We start from the raw sequence: 23,076 nt of genomic DNA, 5'->3' as shown, positions 1-23,076 counted from the left end.
AATGGAAGAACGTACCTCACCGGATCTATTAGATACGAGTACATTCGTCACGTGGGCTAAACTTTTAGGTTGTTCATTGTTTGGCATCGCATTTTTTCTAACCCCTTTTGTTTACGAAGGCTCTTGGACAATTGCGCTAGGCGTAGTGTCTAATTACTTTTCAAGTGTTATTGGTGAAAACATGAAGTTTTTTACCTGTAGCATATTCATTGTGGGCGCTGTGGTGTCTGTTGTTTACAACCTTACTCCTAAGTCGCTGTCTTCACGTCTTCCATTGAGTGAAAAGTTCGTCGCCTCTCATTGGTTATGGACGCTACTATCGGTTATTGGTGGCGTTACCGCCGCCATGACCTTGTTTCAAGTTGGCCCTGATTGGGTCATCGCTAAAGAAACCGGTGTAACAGCATACATCGACGTGGCTGGCGCTATCTTTTTGCTTATCGGCTTAGGCTGTCTATTTTTGCCTTTCTTAACCGATTATGGCTTGTTAGATTTCGTGGGCACCCTGTTACAAAAAGGTTTTCACAAAGTATTTAACCTGCCTGGACGTGCCACTATCGATACCTTAGCGTCGTGGGTGGGGTCTTCAAGCATTGCTGTGGTAATGACCAACTATCAATACAAGCAAGGTTTTTATAGCGCGCGGGAGTCGGCAGTTATTGCGACTAATTTTTCCGTGGTTTCCATACCCTTTGTGTTGCTGACCGCACAAGTGGCGGGCATCGAAAGCCACTTCTTACCTCTATACGGCAGCATGCTTTTTATCTGTATTTTGTGTGCTGTGGTTACGCCCAAACTCCCGCCGTTATCTGGGTTTAAAGACGAATACTATGGCGGTAGAGAAAAGCAACTTAATGAAAACGTGGAACTAGGCGAAAGCCGCTTTATGTGCGCCTCTCATCGCGCTATTAAAACCGCAAAGCGTTCTCCATCACCAGCACAATCAATGAACAAAGGCTTTTGGTCTATGATTGACATCTACCTGATGATGATGCCTGCGGCCATGACCATTGAGTTTTTAACCTTATCGGTTTATTACAATACCGGCATACTGCAAGCCATAAGCTACCCCTTGTATTTGCTATTAGAAGCACTACAAGTGCCTGAAGCACAACTTGCCGCGCCTGGGCTATTTATTGGATTAATGGATCAGTTTGTACCCACCATTATTGCCGGAAGTATTAGTGATCCGTTCACCAAATTTATACTGGCAGGACTTTCTGTTACGCAGCTTATTTTCTTTGCTGAAACGGCAATCTTAATTATGCGCTCAGCCATTCCACTTACCATTACGCAGTTAATTTCAATCTTTGCAATAAGAACGGTTATTGCCTTCCCCATCTTGTATGGCATTGCACATATGTTGTTTTAGGCGTTAAGCCTAGAACAACATAACATTCTTCGTATGTTATGCCGTTACCCACTGTGATTAGATAAGAGGTAACGAAATAGCATGAATAATTTGGAGCAAAACGTGAGCATTATAACGCAAATAAAAAGCGAGCAAGTCGCAAAGCACGGGTTACCTGCTGCGGTATTCAAAGATAAAGATACCTACCAAAAAGAGTGTGACACCCTTTTTGGTGACGGCTGGGCCAGCATTGGCTGTGGCCAACAGATCAGCAAACCAGGCGATATTCTTCCGGTTCGCATTGCTGGCCATTCGCTTATTGCTACGCGCAGTAAAAACGGTGATATCGGCGTTTTTCACAATATATGCCGCCACAAAGCTGCACCGCTTATTGATGAACCTTGTAACAAGCGCAGTATTGTTTGCCCTTACCACAAGTGGACGTTCAAAATAGACGGTAACCTTCTCAGTGCGCCACGCTATTTCGGCAACGAAAATAAAGTGATGAGCAATGAGGATAAAGCCGACAAAGGTTTGATTGAAGTACGCTTTGCGCTGTGGTGGGACATCATTTTTGTCAATATAAACGGCAATGCAGAACCCTTTGAGGACTTCATTAAGCCGTTAGATGACTTGCTATCATCGTATCCTAAAGATGATATCCGCATGCTCAGCACCACCGACTACTCAGGTGAAGTAAACTGGAAGCTCGCCGTAGATAACTTCCTTGACGGCTACCATGTGCCTTTTGTCCACTCTCAAGCATGTACTGTTGAATCGGTGTTGGAGCAAGACGATCTTATTTTGTCTGACAACATCGTGGGCTTGCGCTTACCTAATGGAGCAAGTGCAAAACCTGCCAAAACCGCTAAACGACTTCCACACTTTACTGGCCTTGCTGCCGAGAAGCGTGGCACGCAACAATGGTTTGGTATTTTCCCTAACACGTTATTTTTTGTCGACCCTTGCTGGGTACAAACCATAGTGATTAAGCCAATGGGAGAAACACACACGGCTGAATCGCTCAGTATTTATGTGGTTAACGACGAAGCAGCGAGCGATGAGTATGTTGAAGAGCGTGCCAAATTGCATGATGTATTAAATGAAGTTAATCAACAAGATATTGAGCTACTAGACAAGTTACAAGTCACCCGCAGTAACGATATCGCTAATCAAGGCCATTTAAATACCGCATGGGATCAGGTCAACATGACCTTCCACCAAATGTGGCTAAACAAAATGACAGCGCAATCGTAAAGTAAATAGAGATCGTTATGGTTCAACTTGAAAATACACAGTTACTAAAATCTGCCGGCTATATTGATGGCCAGTGGGTGGTGAAGTCATCGACCTTTTGTGTGACAAACCCTTACTCTGGTGAAGAAATCACCCGCGTAAGCGATTGTGATGCCAATGATGCTACCACGGCAGTGTTAGCTGCAAAGAAAGCGTTTCCTCAATGGGCAGCCATGACCGCCATTCAGCGTGGTGCGCTGTTGCGTAAGTGGTACAACCTTATGATCGCAAATCAAGATGACTTAGGTTACTTACTGTCGATAGAGCAAGGTAAACCCCTAGCAGAAGCGAAAGGTGAAGTGGGTTATGGTGCATCGTTTGTTGAATGGTTCGCCGAAGAAGGAAGACGCTTAACGGGCGACACTATTCCCTCGCCGTCTGCAAATAAGCGTACCGTCGTAATAAGACAACCTGTTGGCGTGGTAGCGGCCATTACGCCGTGGAATTTCCCCAACGCAATGATAGCGCGAAAAGCGGCTGCGGCCTTGGCCGCGGGCTGTACGTTTGTTGTTCGCCCTGCATCAGAAACCCCTTTATCAGCATTAGCGATGGCGGCACTGGCCGAACAAGCCGGTATTCCAAATGGGGTGTTTAATGTAGTACCGGGCCTAAATGCATCTGCAATAGGTAAAGTGTTAACCCAGCACCCTGATGTGGCGAAGTTTTCTTTTACTGGCTCAACCAACGTAGGCAAGCTGCTAATTAAGCAATGCGCCGACTCAGTGAAACGGGTTTCTATGGAGCTTGGTGGAAATGCCCCTTTCATCGTATTTGAAGATGCCGATTTAGACGCTGCCGCAAATGGGCTTATTCAGTCAAAATACCGTAATGCTGGGCAAACATGTGTTTGTACCAACCGTATATTGATTCAGCACTCTGTGTATGACAAGTTCACCGCCATTTACCGTGAGAAAGTTCACGCGCTGACACTTGGCAATGGGCTTGAGGATGGGGTAGACATTGGCCCACTCATCGACGCCAAATCGTGCGTAAAAGTACAGTCTATGGTAGACGATGCAGTGGAAAAAGGCGCTACGTTAATCTTGGGCGGAACCCCCGCAACTGATAACAACGTTTATCCTCCTACGTTGCTAAGTAACGTAACGCCAGATATGAAAGTGTTCAAAGAAGAAATCTTTGGCCCAATCTCGCCGTTAATGTCCTTTCAAGATGAACAGCAAGCAATAGCGTTAGCCAACGACACCGAATATGGCCTAGCCGCTTATTTTTACAGTCGTGATATCGGGCGCGTGTGGCGTGTCTCTGAAGCATTGGATTTCGGCATGGTAGGTATTAATGAAGGCATAATTTCAGATACAGCAGCGCCCTTTGGTGGTGTAAAGCAGTCAGGTAGTGGCCGAGAAGGTTCCCACTATGGCCTAGACGATTATACCAATATTAAGTACTTGTGCATGGGCGGCATCGCTTAACTATTATTGTGAAAGAGAACAAATGAAAAATTCAGCACTGCAAGAAAGAAAAAACAAAGTATTCGCTCGTGGCCAAGGCAACGCCTACCCCGTATATGTAGAGCGCGCGTTGAATGCTGAAGTGTTTGACGTAGAAGGCAATCGCTTTATCGATTTTGCCACCGGTATTGCCGTGTGTAATACCGGTCATAGTCATCCTGACGTTGTAGAAACGGTCACCAAGCAAGTCGCGTCGTTTAGTCATACGTGCTTAATGGTAAATCCTTACGAGTCGGCGGTAACCTTAGCTGAGCGTCTAACGCAATTGGCGCCAGGGAACAGCCCTAAAAAAGCGATTTTTGTCACCACTGGTGCAGAAGCCGTTGAAAACTGTATTAAAATAGCCAAATGTCATACAGGGCGACGGGGTGTTATTGCCTTTAACGGCGGTTTTCATGGCCGTACCAATTTAACCATGGCCATGACAGGTAAAATTGCGCCTTACAAAAAAGACTTTGGCCCTTTTCCCAGCGATATCTACCATATTCCTTTTCCTAATGAACTACATGGTATTAGCGAACAAGATGCGATGAAAAGTTTGCACACCTTGTTCAAAGCAAGTATTGATGCCAGCGATGTCGCCGCTATTGTGATTGAACCTGTGCAGGGTGAAGGCGGCTTCTACGCTGCTCCGCCTCCTTTTTTGCAGCAACTACGTAGTGTGTGTGATGAGCACGGGATTGTCTTAATTGTAGATGAAATACAAACAGGGTTTGGCCGTACGGGTAAAATGTTTTGCAGTGAGTACGCAGGTATTGAACCCGACTTGATGACAATGGCCAAAGGCATTGCTGGAGGCTTCCCCATTGCAGCCGTAGTAGGAAAAGCGGACATCATGGATGCACCACTTCCTGGCGGTTTAGGCGGCACCTACGGAGGTTCACCTGTTGCGTGCGCGGCGGCCCTTACCGTGCTAGATATTATTGAGCGAGAACAACTTATCGACAGAGCCTCTGAGTTAGGGGCACTGTTCGTTAACCGCTTAAATGGATTAAAAAAACGTTACCCCAACACCATTTCAGACGTTCGTAACACGGGGGCAATGATTGCCATAGAGTTTATGCAAGACTCCGATGTGGGCCATGCTAATACTGCGCTAACGCAAGCGGTTATTGCCAAGGCGGCAGAACACGGGTTAATTTTGCTGTCATGCGGTTTCTACAGCAACGTTATCCGCTTTTTGCCTGCACTTACTATGTCAGATGACATTGCTAACGAAGGCCTTGATAAGTTTGAACAGCTACTAGACGGTTTATTGCAAGGCACGCAGGAGCTAACCACACCATGAGTTGTATTATCATAGGTGCAAGCCACGCTGGGGTGCAAGCTGCTATAAACCTTCGAGGGCAAGGCTATGAGGGCGAGATAACGCTTATTAGCGCCGATGCCGTATTGCCCTATCAACGCCCGCCATTATCAAAAGCCTTTTTGCAAGATACCTTGCCAGAGCAACGCTTGTGGTTACGGCCTGAAAATTTTTACCGTACGAAAAACATTGATCTACGGCTAAATACTCGGGTTACCAGTATTAATAGAGAGCAGAAAGAAGTCGCGCTAGATAGTGGTGAAACCCTAACCTATCATACGTTGATTTTAGCGACAGGAGCGGCAGTAAATCGCTTGTCGATTGCCGGCAGTAATCTACCGGGCATACATTACTTACGCGATCACAATGATACGGTTGGGTTAAGAGCATCACTGCCCGATGTGGATAATGTTGTGGTGATTGGTGGAGGATATATTGGTCTAGAGGCAGCAGCATCACTCGCAAAACTAGGGAAAAACGTTACCGTTTTACTCAATCAGGAACGCCCTTTACGTCATTTAACCAGTGAGGTTGTGAGTACCCATTTAACGACGTTACATCAACGCCACGGGGTGACAATTCAGCCTTTAGCGGGAGCACAAGAGATTACGGGCGAAGATCACGTTACTGGGGTTCTCGCCAGCAATGGACAACACTACCCTGCCGATATAGTGGTTGTGGGAATAGGCGTATCTCCCGCCCAAAACCTTGCTCAAGCGTGCGGGTTAGACGTAGCAAATGGCATTGTTGTTAATGAGTATATGCAAACCTCTGATAACGATATTTACGCCATTGGCGATTGCGTGAGTTTTTATCACCCTACCTATAAAAAGCAGTTACGCATTGAGTCGGTCCAAAATGCAACTGACCAATCGAAAACAGCAGCCATGGCCATTTGTGGCAAACGTATCTCCTATGAAGCCATGCCGTGGTTTTGGTCTGATCAATACGATGCTAAATTACAAATTGTAGGCTTATCTGACGGGTATACTGACACCGTCGTTCGCAAAGAGTCTGAAACCAGCATTGCGGTTTTTTACTTTCTTAATGAGCGGTTAATTGCCGTTGAGGCTATCAATCAGCCAAAATCCTTTATGATTGCACGTAAGCATATACAGGATTTACCAGAGCTTGATAAAACGAGACTGGCCGATATAAATCAAGATTTAAACCTTATTTTCACCGAATTAGTGGGAGCATAACCATGCCAAATATTACTTTCGTTCTACCTGATGAAAATCAAGTTACCGTAGTGGCAAACGATGGCGACAGCTTGATGCAAACGGCAGTAGACAATGGCATTGAACAAATTACCGCTGATTGCGGAGGCTGTTGTTCGTGCGCCACTTGCCATTGCTATGTTACTGAAGCTTGGAAAGACAAAGTAGACGCGCCTGATGAAATGGAAACCGCGCTGATTGAAAGCGCCATTGAAAATGCACAAGAAAATAGTCGCCTTTCTTGCCAAATTTTCATCACGTCTGAATTGGATGGATTAGTCGTAGAAATTCCAGAAAGTGATTGGTAACGCGCTGCGCTAATTTTTCCTTTCGCCAAAACGTTCAACATAAAAAAGCGCCGTACTGGTCATTCAGTATGGCGCTTTTTCGTTGTTGCTAATCGTTAGCGTACTCCCCTAGGGAATTACGCGCGTTGCTTGTTAGCGTTCAGCAACGCCATGAAACGGTCTATTCTTTCACACGCGTCTTCTAATTCGCTATCTTCTACCACGTAGGAAATTCGAATAAAGTCTGCGGCACATTCACCAAACGCGGTTGCAGGTAATACACCTATTTTCTGTTGCTCAAACAAAGACTCGGCAAACGCCTGTGCCGTTAAGCCGGTTTCACTCACATTCACCAATAAAAACATAGATGCTTGAGGGGTAATACAGCTTAAGTTTTGATGTTGTTGAAAACACGAAACCAACCTATCTCTGCGCCGTTGATAGGTTACCCGCATGTGTTCTGAACTCGCTAATGCCTGTGGGTCGGTAAGAGCGGTATACGCAGCCTGCTGCACAAAACCAGGAAGCCCGTAAAGCATACACAAAGAAAGATTGCTTAAATGGTTAATCAGCGTAGTAGGCCCAATTGCCCACCCTACTCGCCAGCCTGTCATCGCATGGGATTTAGATAAACTATTTAACGTAATGGTGCGCTCAGCCATATTGGGTAAGCCCGCAATACTAATATGCTCACCTTCAAAAACCGTTTGACTATATACCTCATCTGACACCACCCATAAATCGTGCTTAATGGCGAGGTCGGCAATAAACTGCAATTCGTTTTGGGTTAGCATTAACCCGCTTGGGTTATTAGGAGTAGCAAAGTAAATCGCTTTTGTTTTATCGGTAATGGCGTTTTCTAACGCGGCATAATCTAAGCAGAAATCATTATGCTTATCCATAGCCACTGGCACCAAGGTGGCTCCGGTTAATTGGATACACGCTTCGTAAGTAACATACATAGGCTGAAGCACTATGGCTTCATCACCTGGCGCTAAAATACACATTGAACTGGCAAACAGTGCATTTTGCGCACCCGCCAGCATGATGACATTATCTTTACTTACTTCTTGCCCACAACGCGACTGATGGGACGCCGCTATTACTTCTCGTAATTCGTCTCGCCCTTCTATTTCAACATAGTGGGTATCACCATTTCGTAAACCCGCTACCGCGCTATCAACCACCTGTGACGGGGTATCGAAATCAGGATCGCCAATACTAAGTACAATAACGCTATCGTCTTTTTCCTTTAACGACGTCGCTTTAAAATGAATATCCCAAGCATCTACAGTTTCTCCCTGGATAGCTTGAGTTAATGGTGCATACCGCATAAAACACTCACCTAAATAACATAAATTTTTATAGGGGGATTCATATCCCCTTGTATTCGAAGGACGCCGTTTTAAGCTTCGCCTTCAATAAACAGTGCTTTCACTTCGGTATATTCCTTTAACCCTTCAGCGCCCCACTCACGTCCATTGCCCGACTGCTTATATCCACCAAATGGCGCATTAGTATTAAAGTAAGCACCTTGCAAATAGCACTGACCTGCACGTATTTTTCTACCCACTTTAATGGCTTCGGTTTGATTTTCTGCATACACTGCAGATGCCAAACCAAACGGGGTATCGTTCGCTATTTCAATTGCCTGTTCAAGGTTGTCATAAGGAATAATACACAGCACAGGCCCAAATATTTCTTCCCGAGCTATCACCATATCGTTGCTGACATTAGAGAAAATGGTTGCCTCTACATACGCACCTTTACTGAAAGTACTAGGTGCATCAGTACCACCACACAATAGCGTGGCACCTTCTGAAATACCTTTATTGATGTAATCCAGTACTCGTGCTTGTTGTTTGTGAGAACTTAACGGTCCTAAATTCGTCTGTGCATTAGCGGGATCGCCAAGTTGCCACTCAGAAGCCACGTCTTTTGCAACCATCTCTACCTCGGCGAGTTTGCTTGCAGGCACAAGCATACGAGTGAGCGCACTGCATGTTTGCCCAGAGTTAAGCATGACATCTTCTACGCCATATCGAACTGCGGCGTTTAAGTCTGCCCCTTCTGTGATGATGTAAGGTGATTTTCCGCCAAGCTCTTGGCACACCCGCTTAACCGTTGGGGCTCCCGCTTCGGCTACTTTAATACCTGCCAAGGTAGACCCCGTGAACGACACCATATCAACCAACTCGTGGCTACATAACGCTCCACCAATGTCACTTCCTACACCGGTAAGTAAATTAAATACTCCCGGAGGTAAGCTGGATTGGTCAATAATTTCTGCCAAAATAACATCTTGAATAGGCGTTTGTTCTGCAGGTTTTACCACCACAGAGCACCCTGCCGCTAACGCAGGACCCAACTTACCCACTAACTGCGATAACGGATAATTCCAAGGGTTAATCAGCACACATACGCCTATGGCTTCTGTAACCTCAATATGACCATCAAATTCATGACAGGCATCTAGGTTACTAGCCAGCGCAGCAAAGCTACGAAACGCATCAATGGCACCTTGCACTTGCATTTCTTGGGCTATTGAAACGGGGCATCCCATGGATGCCACGATGGCATCCGTCATTTCACTTGCGCGAGCTTGCATGCCATCAGCAATTTCATTAATGACAGCCGCTCTTACCTCTGCGGGTTGCGACGACCAATGACCAAATGCGGCTTTAGCAGCCTGTATGGCAGCGTCAACGTCTTTCTCATCGGCAGCAGGTACAGTGGCATAAATGTCACCATTGGCGGGGTTAACCACTTCTATCAGCTCAGCACTGTGACTGGCTACCCAATCACCATTAATATACAGTTTTTCAACGCGCTTCATTTATTCACCTTAAGTTCTGATTATTCTGATGCTGATTTTAATACCGCGCCCAACAATACTTGGCAGCCTGCGGTAATATCTTCAGGGGTGGCATTTTCAGCTTCGTTATGACTAATCCCTTTTTCACACGGTATAAAAATCATAGAGGTTGGCGCCACTTTAGACACATAGACCGAGTCATGACCGGCGCCAGAAAACATTTCTTCGTAGGGCAAACCAACCGCTTCCACTGACGCCCTAACCGCATCAATACACTGTTTGTTAAATTCAACGGCAGGTGAATCCCACTCATCGAGAATATCAAATTTCACATCACATTCAGCACAAACTTGTGCTGATATTTGCCTAAATTTCTCATCCATTTTATTCAACACATCTTGATCCGGATGACGTAAGTCTACGGTTAGCGTAAGTGTTTCAGGCACCGTATTACGTGACCCCGGCGATACATTAATATCGCCAAACGTAGCACGGGCTTGTGGTGCATGTTCGTCAGCTAATTGGTAAAGCTGTTGAATAATGTGTGACGCCGCTTTTACTGGATCGCGCCGCTGGTCCATCGGCGTTGGCCCTGCATGTACCGGCTGCCCATGAACAACAAGATCGTACCAGCGCATTCCTTGAACGCCTTTCACTACGCCAATGGGCTTTTGCAGTGATTCTAGAATAGGCCCTTGTTCAATATGCAATTCAAAAGCCGCTTTGATAGGAAATGGCGCACACGGGTGCGCACCAAAATAGCCTATTCGCTTAAGTTCTTCAGAAATGGTTAAGCCATTTTTATCACTGCGTTGTAGTCCGTAGTCTAACGAAAACTCGCCACACCACACCCCTGAGCCTATCATCGCGGGAGAAAAACGAGCGCCTTCTTCATTGGTCCACACTGCCACTTCAATAGGGTGCAACGTTTGTATTTTATTTTCGTGCAGGGTTCGTAGTACTTCTAACCCGCCTAATACGCCATAAACCCCATCGAATTTGCCGCCTGTAGGCTGAGTATCTAGGTGGCTGCCCATAAGCACTGGGGGTAAATCGTTATCTGTACCTTCGCGGCGCAGAAATAGGTTACCCATTTGATCCACTCTCGCAATGCAGCCAATTTCTTCGCACCATTTCACGAAAAGGTCTCGGCCCGCTTTATCAAGGTCGGTCAGGGCTTGCCGATTACAGCCGCCTTTCTCCGTACCTCCAATGCTGGCCATTTCCATTAAACTAGACCATAACCGTTCGCCGTTTATCTGCAATGTCATTATGTACTCCTAGGCGTCTTTTCGACTTAACGGCTGACACATGCAGTGCACACCGCCACCGCCAGAAGTAAACATAGACATATCGGGAGCAAATACTTCCAACCCATGCGCTTTGGCTTTACCCACCAGCTCTTTACTCGCCTCGGGGATCAACACCCGCTCTTTTCCAAGGGCCACAACATTAACCCCTAACTCAAGCACCGAACGATAAGAAATATCAATAATGTCAATACCCCGCCCTTTTAACCACTCAAGTAATTCGTCTTCCACGGCTTCCGTGCACACTGCCGCCAATTTTTCAGTCAACATGGCAAACTTCACGTCTAGGTGAAGAAAGTAAGGGTCGAATTGGTACGATTTAAACTCCCACCCTTCTTTTTCAACCCAACCACGAACCTGATTAAGCCCTTCTTCACTCGTACGCTCACCGGTATAACCGCATAGCACAACTCCCGGCTCTAGTACCATGAAGTCACCGCCTTCAAATGAACCGGCCGTGACAGCATCGTAAAGTGGAATGTCATTTTTTTGATAGAACTGAGATACGCCTACCCATTCTCCTCGACGCCAAGGGCTATACATTTGGGTAATAATCGGCCCCCACGGGGTGAGTACCGATGAGTCACGCGCATAAATCTGATACGGTAAATGCTCATCAGCTTCTAAGAAGTGGGTATTAACCCCACAGTGTTGATACACATCGATCATTTCTTGGTACTGCTTTTTGGCAACGTCTTTATTGAATTCACGCCCTAACCGTAAAGAGCGTCGAGACATTGCATTACCACTTTTCCAGTCGTAATGATCCATAGGCCCAATTAATACATCTTGCAACTCACCATATTCGGAGTCCATGCTCCAATGCTTCAAGCGTGAGGTGCCACCTTGAACGTTACGTCGAAAATAGTTGGCTTTCATATCAAAATTACCCTATTAGAATTGATTAATTTAGTTTATGGTGACTATTCAATTACTCAAGCAAACATTTTTAACCATCTTGGACTAATTATTAGACCTTAATACTCTTTTTCGGCGTTAAACTTACCTTATGAAACCTAACAAAAGCCCTTACCTCGATTTGCGCCAAATTCCACTTAATGCACTTCACGCCTTTGAGGCTGCCGGACGGCATTGCCATATGAGAAAGGCAGCGCAAGAAATGTTCGTTTCACACTCTGCATTAAGCCGACATATTAAGTTGCTAGAATCGCGATTAAATACCCAGTTGTTTGAGCGCAAGAACAATAAGCTACGCTTAACCGCGCCAGGAGCGCGCTTACTGACTTCCATACAGAACGCATTTTCAGAATTGAATAAAGGTTTACATTTGCTCGACCCCACCATGGTGGCAGGGGAAATAACCATAGGCACAACAGCGACCATTATGCTGAATTGGCTACTTCCCGTACTGGCAAAAGTACAATTAAAGTACCCTGAAATTTCATTTAATTTGCATACCCTTGAACCTCATCAGCAATCTATACCGTCAAACTTAGATATTGCCTTGTGTTTAGGTAAACCAGAAGACACCAATAGAACCATCAGTAAGCTATACGATGAATATTACGTACCGGTATGCAACCCAATATTGCTAAAAGGTAAAAACATAACGAAACCTGAGGAGTTACTGGCCTTTCCGTTATTGCACGATGGCTTAGGGCAGTGGTTTAAATGGTTTGAGCATCACAAGCTTGACGGTCATGAATCACCGCAGCACACCCACTTTGAATATGCCTATCAAGCGATAGAGGCCGCGCGACTTGGTATGGGCATGGCGCTAGCTGATATTGTAGAGGTGGCTAAAGATGTGGAGCAAGGTAAGCTTATGCAGGCAGGAGCCTCGGCACATACTGAAGGACAGTCTGTATACTTAATTACCCATGAAGAGCCACAAATGAACTATCGCACCCAACTGGTGCTGCGCAGTATATTGCAAAACCTTGAACAAAAAGGCGCCAAGTTAGAAGCGCCCGTAAAATTGATAGGTTCGAAAACCACCCCTTGAAACCGTTTAACTACCCCGTGAGCCCATTGGTGTGAATAGGCGGCGTTAATAAGTAGGGTTAATAAGCGGCATTTAGAATTGTCATAAAGTCTGACTCACGCATTACAATGGGGTTAGTGTGATGCTCTGTGTCTCTTATTGCGAGCTCTGCTATTTCCTGCAATTGTTGATGCGTAACGTCAAGTGCTCGCAGTGTGAATGGAATAGCTAATTGTTCTCGCAATGTATTTATCCACTCAAGAACTCCGCTGGCCGTTCGGTTCGGTAAATCTAATAAATTGGCTATACGGGTGAGTTTTGATTCAATTTCGGTAAAGTTAAATTGCAGCACATACGGTAAAACCACTGCATTTGCCAAGCCATGATGAATATCAAGTAAAGCGCCCAATGCATGTGCAATAGAATGAACAGCACCTAACCCCTTGGCGGTAAATGCCACGGCTGCAATAGACGACGCTGCCATCATTTGCGTCCTCGCATTTATATTGTGCGGCTCTAAAACGCTTTGCGCCAAATAGTCATGGCATAATCGAATAGATTCTAACGCAACGCCATCACACATAGGGTGGTATTCTGGCGAGCAATAGGCTTCTATTGCGTGTGTTAATGCATCCATTCCCGTCCACGCACTCAAATTAGACGGTAAGCCTACCAGCAACTCAGGGTCGTCAAGTACTGCAAAAGGGAAATGCTGTGGATGATATGCCACTCGTTTTCGACCGCTTACTTCATCATTAATTACGCACGAGCTTCCTGATAGCTCAGAGCCGGTGCCTGCTGTGGTAGGTATTATCATTAGCGGGACAAAAAAACGGTTACCTGAGTTAACGGGTAGATCTTCTGGGCGTTCAAAGTAGCAATACAACCATAAATCGTGGTTATTATACGCGACCAATGAGATTGCCTTTGCCACATCTATTGCACTGCCTCCCCCTAGCGCGACAATACCGTTACAGCCTGTTTCGGTAAAATAGTGCAAGCCCGAGTCTACATTCCCTTTTGTGGGGTTCCCTTTAATATCACTAAATACACTGACACCACACTGCTCATCATTTAATTGCGCAATCAGCGCTTTTGCAAATGGTTGCAGGCGCACACCAGGATCTGTGACCAGCATGGGTCTAGTAATACCTTGGTTTTTAAGCATCTCTACGGTTTGTTTTATAGCACCGGGGCCGAATGTAACAGGGGGTACCGTTACCTGCCATTTAACTATATCCATATTAAGTTCCTATAAAATCGCGGTATTTAAAAAACCGAACGCAATACAACAATAGTTTTAGTGTATGGCGTAACCACATTTCTACAAGCAAAGACGTTTTACCACATTGGTCATAAAAACAGACCAATTGAAGCGGTTGGTCATTCGACAATACTTCCAAGATAATTGATAAAAAAAGCATCTACTTGGTAACAAAAAGCAACCACAACGGTTCCATTTTCTCACTTGATGTTATGTCGATTGTCCATAAACTGGAGGTGCAAAATAAAAATAGTGCAACCTAGTACGCATTGCGCCGTTAAGTTAAATCGTTAGCACACGGCCAAACGGAACTCACAAGAAATAGGGCTATAGCGTATTGCATCGCAAACGTTAATTTACATTCTTAAAGTAGAGTTGGGTAATAGTGTTAAATAATAAAAAGAACAAAGACAATCCATTACGCGAACATATATTGTTAGCGTTAATAGGCTCAATCGCCGCAAGTGTTATTGAATTCTTACCCCTTATGATAGGGGCTGTCAGCGATTATCTTGAGGCTTCGCCTGATATTGCTGGTTTTATTTTCATGAGTAATTTTTTAGGCATTGCCATTGGTACGTTGGTGTCAATCGTTGCTATGCGGCACTTCACGCTGAAGGGCTGTTTTATAGTAGGAATTGCACTCCTTTTTGGTGCCGAATTAGGGTCAGCATTTATTGTGAATACCGACCTATTAGCGAGTATTCGGTTCCTTTCAGGTATAGCATCGGGCATTATTAGTGGAAGTGTAGCAGCCGCTATCACCCTATTTCCGAGGCAAAAACGAGGATTTGGCCTTTACATGTTAAGCATGTTTGCAACCAGTGGGGTTGGGCTATTGCTATTGCCATATATTATTACCAGTAGTGGCACTAAGGGACTCTTCATTTCTTTAGCGGTGCTAGCAGGCATTGCCCTAATGCTGCTTTATTTACTGACACTGCCAGTGGCTGAAAAACACGATGATACGGCCCCCTCACAAAGCATGTTCTCGTCTGTTCACAATAAAGAAACCATCACCCTACTCAGTTGTATATTGTTTCTGATGACAGGAATTGGTGGCTCATGGGCTTTTTATGAGCGACTGGGCCTTGCTTGGGGATTTGGCATGGGTGACATCGCTTTTGTCTTATCGATTAGTGCGGTATGTGGTTTTGCTGCCTTTTTTGTGGAGTCTAGTGAGAAATTGCTCAAAAGCCGTTACCTCATCGTTATTGGTGTCGCTACCACACTGTTATCTATTTTCTTTTTGTCTACTAGCATTAAAAGCTTTTCTTTTTACACCATTAGCTTATTTCTCACTGGGTGCGGCTGGGCTTATACCGTGCCTATGATCCAAGGGTTACTAGACCGAATAACCAATGGCAACAAAAACACCGCCGCGCTCTCTATGCTGATGTACTGGTGTGGCCTTTCGTTTGGCCTGTGGATCCATGGCTATATCCTAAATGCCACGAACAGTTTCCACATTACGCTACTTTCATGCGGCTTTTTCTACGGACTAAGTTTGATAAGTGGTTTAAGCGTTATTTATTTTAATCGCACTGAAAAAATTAGCACCAACCAAAATAGTATATTCCAGTAATCAATAACCTCGGTAGTGGCGCAAAGTATGACACATAAGAAAGTAGCTATTGTTCAGATACCACCAGCAATTCTAGATTTAAAAGAAGGCGTAGCTCGGGCGGTAACGGCTATTCGAGAGGCTGCGCACCAAGGTGCAGAGTTAATCGTATTTCCAGAAAGCTGGCTAACTGGTTACCCTGCTTGGGTATTTGATTTAGCCATATGGGACGATGCCCAAGCACGTTATTGGCACGGAAAATTCCTTGAACAATGTCCTACTATAGATAGCGACAGCTTGCTTCCCATCAGGCAAGCCGCGGCTGACTGTAACGTGAATGTGCTGCTTGGCTTAAATGAAAGGGCACGAGCGCACGCTGGTTCAATTTATAACAGCACCTTATTAATAGGCCCCCAAGGGCAGACATTAAATGTTCACCGCAAGCTTACTCCTACTCATACAGAGAGGATTGCATGGGCGCAAGGTGATGGCGCGGGTTTAAACGTAACGGCTAGCTCGGTTGGAAGAATTGGTTCCTTAATTTGTTGGGAACATTGGCACCCTCTCATGCGCCAAACCATGCACTTTCAGGATGAAGAAATTCATGTGGCTTGTTGGCCAGATATGGCTGATAGCCATATTGTTTCGGTTAAACACTACGCCTTTGAAGGCCGATGCTTTGTCATTTCAGCAGCTCAATATCTAAGGGCTTCGGATGTACCCGAACCGCTACGGGAAGCTTACCGAAAAGGCCTTGGCAATACGGGAGCAGTCATGGAAGATGACAGCATTTTTTTCAATGGTGGAAGTGGTGTAGCAGGACCAAATGGAGAGTGGGTCATCGCGCCGACGTTTAACGAGTCAGGTATTATCTACGCAAGCCTTAATCTTGAAGAGGTTTATCAGTATAAGCATGACTTAGATGTTGTGGGTCATTACTCTCGTAGTGATGTCTTTCAATTATCGGTTAACCGTATGGCGAGAGAAAGCGTATCGCTTCTAGACAACGAACCTACCCATTCTGCCTTCTCTTTACGTCAAAATGACCATTAATAAAATTCGGGAAGGAATTTACCATTGAACATACCATCGTTAGCCAATTGGCAAACTAACCGAGGGCTAGGTCTACGACACTTAGAAAAAATAGTGCCTGATTTAATGAGTGTCAATGCGCGAGAAACGCGAACACTTTCTGAAGCCTTAGACACTAAGATCCCCACCCTACCTGGCATGAAAAATATAACGCAACATGATGAAATAGACGCTATTGTTGTGGTGAAAGGCAGTGATATCGTTTTTGAACATTATGGCCAAGACTTTTCTGCGTCAGATGTACATAGTGCCCAATCATCTACCAAGCCCGTTAGTTTATTGCTGTTAGATCAAGCTATTCGAGCCGGAAAAATCGCGATAGATGACAAGGTTGAGCAATATATACCCGAAATAGGAAGTGGGTTCTATGGCCGCACCATTGAAGACATTATGAGCATGAATGTTGCCCATGAGTTCAATGAAATGACAGCATATACAGCCTTAGAAGGAAGCCGCCTCTATCAGTTACGTTTAGAAGATGAGATGAGCTTTGGGTATTTGCCTTTAGCAGGTAGGCCATTTGTTGCACGACGAGAGTTTGCACAAAAATTAAGGCCATCAGCAAACACAAATTCCAATGAAAATATCGACAATAACCGTATATATTCAACCATTAATACAGAAGTGGCTGGATGGATTATTGAGCGTGCCATGAACACGCCGTTGTCGTGTATGGTGAGAACGCTTATGCATGACATCGGTGGTGAAAATACCGTACATATGTCAGTCGATCATACTGGCGTACCCAGTATTGGCGCTGGATTAATACTAACAGCCAGAGATTTTGCTCGCTACGGGATGTTACTCCGTGATTGCCCTTACATCGACAAGGTTAACAGTAAACCTGGCACTCTCGTGCCCAACAGTTCGCAAACCTACCGACTTTCCCTAACCAGTTTAGCGTTTGGTTATTCACATTCTGGCTGGGGAGGTCAATATATCTTTGTCGACCCTAAAAAGGATCTTGTCGTGGCTATTTTTGGTGGAATTCGTGGCGAAGATCCAATGCCTAGCGCCTATTTTCAAACTGTTGAGTCGGCAATACATGAGGTTCATTCGTACTACCGCCCCTAGTTAATACCACTTAATGTACTCAACACATTTTCGCTATTAAAAAGGCTTATCTCCGCCAATTGTTACTCGGTAACCCGAGCGGGTTTGTGGAAAGTAGTCCCATACCGCAAAGTGTTGCGTACATCGATTATCCCAAATGGCAATTGAATGAGGTTGCCAAACAAATCTAACTTGGAAATTAGGATCTTTCGCTAAATTAAACAGCATATTTAAAATGCCGTCACTTTCTGTTTTAGATACACCGACTATTCGCGTGGTATAAGACGCGTTCACAAAAATGCCTTTTCTTCCCGTTACCGGATGCGTTCTCACAATAGGATGTGTACTGCAAGGATACGCCGTTCCATAATCTTTATAAATACTGTGGTAAACAGGGTTAGCGTCGTGCTCTGCTTCAAGCCCACTTAAGTAAGTTTGCATGGCTGGAGACAGCGCATCGTAGGCCGCATACATGGATGAAAATAATGTGTCACCCCCAATATCAGGCAAGGTATGTAAATACAACATCGAGCCCATCGGCGGTTCAGCATTACAACTTAAATCTGAGTGCCAGTTGTCTCCAGCCACATACTTTGACGATTTATCGGCGTGAATAGCAACGATATCGGGGTGCCCTTCAATTCCTGGCGCACCGGGGTGAATAATAAGATCTCCAAATATGCGCCCTATGGCTTTATGCTGTTCATGTGTAATCGCTTGATTTCGAAAAAAGATGACTTGATAGTCCATCAATGCTTGTTGAATGTCAGCACATTGCGTGTCAGTAAGTGTGCAGGTTAGGTCAACATTGTCTATCGTCGCCCCTATATTTTTTGTCATAGGTATGACGGTTATTTTACTCATTATTACATCCCATATTGGTAAGTGTCATACGCTGTTATTTCACTTTCTCTTACCGCGCCAAGGGCATGTGAATAGGCGATAAGAATACTAAGAGAGTGTGACAATCGTGCACGTATATAACTATCATCATCACCATCAGGCTCAGCAAAATCGTTCATACAATTTTTTACATTACGTACAATAATATGGTCGGGGATCCAGCATATGCGATTATTTTTATAACTACTGATACGTAATTCTGCCACGGGGAGATAACCGCCAACACCAGATGATATGGCAATGATAAGTCCAGGCTTATTCGCCATTTCTGCCGTGCCCGTATAGAGAAAAAAGTTCTTCAGGCAGCTAGGTACCATTCCATGCCAATCTGGAGTGAGTACAATAAATCCCTCACAGCTTTGCAATTCTTCTGCCACGCTCTGCCAAGCAGTTTGTAAACTCCCCTGCTTTTCATACCAAAAGGTGTCGTCGAAATTTGGTAATGGATGCTCGCCTAAATCCAATAAAAAGGTATCAATACCTTTATCGTTAAGTGAATGTTGAACAAATCGCCCTACTTTTACTGTCTGAGATTTTACACGCTGGCTACCGCAAATAATTCCAATCTTCATTAAAATTCTACCTTAATCAATTCATTAACCTAACTTACCGGTCATCTCACCAGACTTCTTGACCTTTTACGTACCAAAAGTTGTGTGTATTCATAGGAAGTGAAATAAGTGATTCTTTAAGGTGCATCACTGCACAATTTTAAAGCAACCCACCCTGTTTTTGATTGGTTTTTCTTTTAGGTGCATCGCGTTATTTCAAATTGTTAGACGGATATGTCCAAGATGATTGGGTAACAAATTTCTATACTGAGTACCGAATTAAACACAATGTAGATGCACCATGTTTGTCTATATGACGACAATACATGCCAATGCGTGCACCAAATTACAGGAACAAACTGCATGATAAATAACGTGTTCACAGAAGAATTCTTTAACAGCTTAAAAAGCTCAGTGGTAGATATTGAGTTTGCAGAAAGCCTGCCTCCCCAGTGCTATTCAAGTCAGGCGTTTTTCGAGTTTGAGAAAGAAGCATTGTTTAATCATGAATGGTTATGTGTTGGCCGTGAGTCTCTTATTCCAAAGGTTGGCGACTTTTTCACGGTAACCCATATTAATGAACCTCTGATTATTTGCAGAGACCGAACAAAAGAAGTAAAAGCCATGTCGGCGGTTTGCCAACACCGTGCCATGTTAGTGGCAGAAGGTCATGGAAATGCACAGGCATTTTTATGCCCCTATCACCACTGGGGTTATCGTTTGGATGGCACGCTATCAGGCGCGCCAGCGATGAACAAAACTTGTGATTTCAGCAGAGACGACATCGCTCTACCTCGACTTAAAGTAGAAATTTGGCAAGGGTTTATTTTCGTTAATTTTGATTTAGAGGCAGCCCCGCTGGCTCCAAGGTTACCAGAAGTCTCAAAATATTTAGAAAACTATAAATTAGAGGACGCAGAAGGCCCCCGTCCTGAGGCGCCAGAGCGCTATAACTGGAATTGGAAAGTCATGATGGAAAATAACAATGATGGCTATCATGCAACCAAACTGCACAGAGGCCCACTGCACGACTTTATTCCTAGTGAAAAATCGGTCTTTCCCACCATGTCTAAAAACGAAGCCGGCTACGTGCGATTAAATGGCACCAACCATCCCGATGCAGCATTTAATCCACTGCAAAAGGCTATTTTACCTATATTCCCCCACTTAACCGACGAAGACCGTCATCAGGCGGTATTTGCCAACTTACCACCAACATTATCGTTAGTGATTACTGCCGATATGATTATTTATTTAATATTGCATGCAGAATCGGCTGATAGCCACAGTATGACTATTGGGTATCTGGTTGCTCCTGGCGCGATGAAAACACCTCTATTCCAAGACAAAATAGATTTCAATATGAAAGCCGCGATGGAGATAACTGAACAAGATCTTCATGTAGACCGTTTGGTTCAAGTAGGGTTGAATTCTCGTTATGCCCCACGTGGTCGCTACTCTTGGCAAGAAAAAGCACAGCTGCTACTTAATCAATGGCTAGTTGAACGCTATCAAACTAAATGGACAGAAACACGCCAAAGCATTCCCATCAAACAAACGGCTTAACGTTAGTTTTGTTGTCGCTAGCGATTGGGTTATCACTAACCCACTTATTTAAATGCGTAAGGGTTTAACCATGCAACTAAGTAGTAAACAACACAATGGCGTTATGCCTGCAATTTTTTTTGGCCATGGAAGTCCAGGCAATATTTTGGAAGACAACCCAGCTACCCAAATGTGGACTCGGTTAGGAGAAGAGCTAGGCACACCCAAGGGCATTATTTGTATTTCAGCCCACTGGTATACCCAAGGCGTTGGCGTAACCGCAGGTGAAGCACCAAAAACAATTCACGATTTTGGGGGCTTTCCACCGGCGATGTATGAAATGCAGTATCCCGCACCAGGCTGCCCTGAGCTTGCTCAAAAGCTGGTCGACATTTTATCTGACGAAAAAGCGGTATTGGATGATAGCTGGGGTTTCGACCATGGAACCTGGTGTGTATTAAAAAAAGTATTCCCGAAAGCCAATGTGCCTGTAGTGCAACTTTCTATGCATCGTAGCCAAGATCCAGAGTTTCACTATCAAGTGGGCAAAAAGCTAATGCAACTTCGCCAACAAGGCTACTTAATCATTGGCAGTGGCAATATTGTGCATAATTTGTCGGTGATGGACTGGCGAGGCAGAAACAAGACGTATGACTGGGCCAAGCGATTTGGTGATGCCATTCGTACCGCTATTACTAATGATGACAACGACACCGTCATTAATTACCAAAAGCTGGGAACTGATGCGCAAAACGCAGTGCCCAGTCCAGACCATTTTCTGCCCTTACTGTATGTGCTTGGTGCTAGGCATCCGCAAGACACAGTCCGCTTCGAGTCCAACTACGTAGAGTTTGGTTCCTTAGACATGACAACGGTCATACTCAGTTCGCAATAAAAAGGGAATAAACACAATTAAGCTGGCGTACTCAGTCAAGAACATAGGCATCGATAGCCTTAATCTGACAACAAGTAATCTAACTACAATAATTCAGGAGTGATTATGTCATTGCTAAATGTGAATGATTTAACCCAAGAAGATCGCAGTCAAGCAAACGCAATGCACACGTTAAAGGCAAGCGTAGACACTTGCCATTGGGGCTATTTTTCCGCCACTGAAGCACCTTCATTAGTAGTGGAAAGCGGCGATATTATTCAAGCAGAAGCGATTACTCATCACGCTGGAGACGCACCAGAGTTGATGATGGATGAAAGCCTAAAGCAAATTTGGAAAGGTATACCCGCTGCCGATAGAAACCCTGGTGTTCACCTAATGACAGGCCCCATATATGTGAAGGACGCGCAGCCGGGCGACATGTTAGAAGTGCGTTACTTGTCTATGCGCCCTCGTTTTTCATACGGGTCTAATTTAGCCGCGCATTGGGGGCATTTATACAGTGAACTGGGCGAAAAAGAGCGCGTGACGATTTACCGACTAGACATGGCTAGCATGCAAGCACATGGCCATTACGCCTACGACTTTTCGGGAAAATATGAAGTACCAGGAACCATTACCGAATGCCCAGAGTGCAAGCGAGAAACTACCCTTAATGGAGTTAGAGTTCCCGTGCGTCCACACTTAGGTACCGCAGGTGTGGCACCCGATGCTAGCGGCCGCGTAAGTACCATTGAGCCTGGTAAGCACGGCGGCAACATTGATAATTGGCGCATTGGTGCAGGTTCCACTATGTACTACCCCGTTCAAGTGGAAGGCGGATTATTTTCTATTGGCGACCCTCATGTTTCACAAGGTGATGGTGAGATTAGTGGCACTGCCATTGAGGCGTCATTGGATGTCACCATGCAAATCATACTGAGGAAAGACTTTGCATTTCCCTCGCCACTTCTAGAAACGCCGAACTACTTTGTGGTGCACGGCTTTGATGAAGATTTAAACATAGCCATGAAAAACGCCTCATTAGACATGCTTGAACTACTTTCAACGCATCGGGGGTTAAGTAAAGATGACGCGTACTCCTTAATGAGTGTAGGCAGTGACTTTGGCGTGACACAAGTAGTAGATACTGTTCAAGGGGTTCACGGGAAAATTCTTAGGAGCATTGTTGATACTGGTGAGCCTGACAATAGTTAGTACTTACAATACTCAT

Annotated in this window: 20 protein-coding genes; 13 read left to right on the top strand and 7 right to left on the bottom strand. The window is 44.9% G+C overall.

Features of this window, described 5'->3' with window-relative positions; all coding sequences use genetic code 11:
• Position 1 precedes the first annotated feature (1 nt).
• From AAC006_RS12160 to AAC006_RS12135, 6 genes are all read left to right on the top strand, one after another.
• Complete coding sequence (locus AAC006_RS12160; protein WP_339891477.1) at positions 2-1,372, top strand: nucleoside recognition domain-containing protein; 1,371 nt, start codon at positions 2-4, stop codon at positions 1,370-1,372.
• Positions 1,373-1,474: 102 nt separating this feature from the next.
• Positions 1,475-2,608, top strand: a complete 1,134-nt coding sequence (locus AAC006_RS12155; protein ID WP_339891475.1) for an aromatic ring-hydroxylating dioxygenase subunit alpha — start codon at positions 1,475-1,477, stop codon at positions 2,606-2,608.
• Between the two features lie 17 nt (positions 2,609-2,625).
• Entirely contained in the window at positions 2,626-4,077 is a 1,452-nt protein-coding gene (locus tag AAC006_RS12150) for an NAD-dependent succinate-semialdehyde dehydrogenase (protein WP_339891474.1), read from the top strand.
• 22 nt (positions 4,078-4,099) lie between these two features.
• Entirely contained in the window at positions 4,100-5,404 is a 1,305-nt protein-coding gene (gabT, locus tag AAC006_RS12145) for a 4-aminobutyrate--2-oxoglutarate transaminase (protein WP_339891472.1), read from the top strand.
• Complete coding sequence (locus tag AAC006_RS12140; protein ID WP_339891470.1) at positions 5,401-6,624, top strand: FAD-dependent oxidoreductase; 1,224 nt, start codon at positions 5,401-5,403, stop codon at positions 6,622-6,624. The genes gabT and AAC006_RS12140 overlap by 4 nt, the downstream gene beginning before the upstream one ends.
• A gap of 2 nt (positions 6,625-6,626) precedes the next feature.
• A complete protein-coding gene (locus tag AAC006_RS12135; RefSeq protein WP_339891468.1) occupies positions 6,627-6,950 on the top strand; it encodes a 2Fe-2S iron-sulfur cluster-binding protein in 324 nt (107 codons plus the stop codon).
• Between the two features lie 116 nt (positions 6,951-7,066).
• On the opposite strand, the gene AAC006_RS12130 is transcribed toward AAC006_RS12135, so the two are convergent.
• From AAC006_RS12130 to AAC006_RS12115, 4 genes are all read right to left on the bottom strand, one after another.
• The gene (locus AAC006_RS12130) at positions 7,067-8,263 is read right to left on the bottom strand and encodes an aminotransferase class I/II-fold pyridoxal phosphate-dependent enzyme (RefSeq protein ID WP_339891466.1); all 1,197 of its coding nucleotides are present in this window, start codon (positions 8,261-8,263) and stop codon (positions 7,067-7,069) included.
• A gap of 71 nt (positions 8,264-8,334) precedes the next feature.
• Complete coding sequence (locus tag AAC006_RS12125) at positions 8,335-9,765, bottom strand: aldehyde dehydrogenase family protein (protein ID WP_339891465.1); 1,431 nt, start codon at positions 9,763-9,765, stop codon at positions 8,335-8,337.
• 20 nt (positions 9,766-9,785) lie between these two features.
• Entirely contained in the window at positions 9,786-11,015 is a 1,230-nt protein-coding gene (locus AAC006_RS12120) for a Zn-dependent hydrolase (protein ID WP_339891463.1), read from the bottom strand.
• A gap of 9 nt (positions 11,016-11,024) precedes the next feature.
• A complete protein-coding gene (locus tag AAC006_RS12115) occupies positions 11,025-11,933 on the bottom strand; it encodes an arginine deiminase family protein (RefSeq protein WP_339891461.1) in 909 nt (302 codons plus the stop codon).
• A 130-nt stretch (positions 11,934-12,063) separates the two neighbouring features.
• Here AAC006_RS12115 and AAC006_RS12110 point away from each other — a divergent pair, with 130 nt between their 5' ends.
• Complete coding sequence (locus AAC006_RS12110) at positions 12,064-13,020, top strand: LysR substrate-binding domain-containing protein (protein ID WP_339891459.1); 957 nt, start codon at positions 12,064-12,066, stop codon at positions 13,018-13,020.
• 58 nt (positions 13,021-13,078) lie between these two features.
• Here AAC006_RS12110 and AAC006_RS12105 read toward each other — a convergent pair whose 3' ends face one another.
• Positions 13,079-14,242, bottom strand: coding sequence for an iron-containing alcohol dehydrogenase (locus tag AAC006_RS12105; protein ID WP_339891458.1), 1,164 nt, complete (start codon positions 14,240-14,242; stop codon positions 13,079-13,081).
• A gap of 406 nt (positions 14,243-14,648) precedes the next feature.
• Here AAC006_RS12105 and AAC006_RS12100 point away from each other — a divergent pair, with 406 nt between their 5' ends.
• Genes AAC006_RS12100 through AAC006_RS12090 form a run of 3 tightly spaced genes read left to right on the top strand, consistent with a single transcriptional unit; the run spans position 14,649 to position 17,993 of the window.
• Positions 14,649-15,848, top strand: coding sequence for an MFS transporter (locus tag AAC006_RS12100; protein ID WP_339891457.1), 1,200 nt, complete (start codon positions 14,649-14,651; stop codon positions 15,846-15,848).
• A 27-nt stretch (positions 15,849-15,875) separates the two neighbouring features.
• Positions 15,876-16,880, top strand: a complete 1,005-nt coding sequence (locus tag AAC006_RS12095; protein ID WP_339891456.1) for a carbon-nitrogen hydrolase family protein — start codon at positions 15,876-15,878, stop codon at positions 16,878-16,880.
• 24 nt (positions 16,881-16,904) lie between these two features.
• On the top strand, positions 16,905-17,993 hold the full coding sequence (locus tag AAC006_RS12090) for a serine hydrolase (RefSeq protein WP_339891455.1): 1,089 nt from the start codon (positions 16,905-16,907) through the stop codon (positions 17,991-17,993).
• Between the two features lie 36 nt (positions 17,994-18,029).
• Here AAC006_RS12090 and AAC006_RS12085 read toward each other — a convergent pair whose 3' ends face one another.
• Positions 18,030-18,836, bottom strand: coding sequence for a TauD/TfdA family dioxygenase (locus AAC006_RS12085; protein WP_339891454.1), 807 nt, complete (start codon positions 18,834-18,836; stop codon positions 18,030-18,032).
• A gap of 2 nt (positions 18,837-18,838) precedes the next feature.
• A complete protein-coding gene (locus AAC006_RS12080; RefSeq protein ID WP_339891453.1) occupies positions 18,839-19,447 on the bottom strand; it encodes an NAD(P)H-dependent oxidoreductase in 609 nt (202 codons plus the stop codon).
• 342 nt (positions 19,448-19,789) lie between these two features.
• On the opposite strand from AAC006_RS12080, the gene AAC006_RS12075 reads away from it, so the two are divergent.
• From AAC006_RS12075 to AAC006_RS12065, 3 genes are all read left to right on the top strand, one after another.
• On the top strand, positions 19,790-20,992 hold the full coding sequence (locus tag AAC006_RS12075; protein WP_339891451.1) for an SRPBCC family protein: 1,203 nt from the start codon (positions 19,790-19,792) through the stop codon (positions 20,990-20,992).
• A gap of 70 nt (positions 20,993-21,062) precedes the next feature.
• Complete coding sequence (ygiD, locus tag AAC006_RS12070; RefSeq protein ID WP_339891449.1) at positions 21,063-21,866, top strand: 4,5-DOPA dioxygenase extradiol; 804 nt, start codon at positions 21,063-21,065, stop codon at positions 21,864-21,866.
• Between the two features lie 105 nt (positions 21,867-21,971).
• Positions 21,972-23,060, top strand: a complete 1,089-nt coding sequence (locus AAC006_RS12065; protein WP_339891447.1) for an acetamidase/formamidase family protein — start codon at positions 21,972-21,974, stop codon at positions 23,058-23,060.
• Positions 23,061-23,076 lie beyond the last annotated feature (16 nt).

This window comes from uncultured Alteromonas sp. (genome assembly GCF_963976965.1).
Taxonomy (GTDB): Bacteria; Pseudomonadota; Gammaproteobacteria; order Enterobacterales; family Alteromonadaceae; genus Alteromonas; species Alteromonas naphthalenivorans.
Note: the sequence above shows the minus strand (reverse complement) of the source record. Positions and strands in the feature narration are given on the sequence as shown.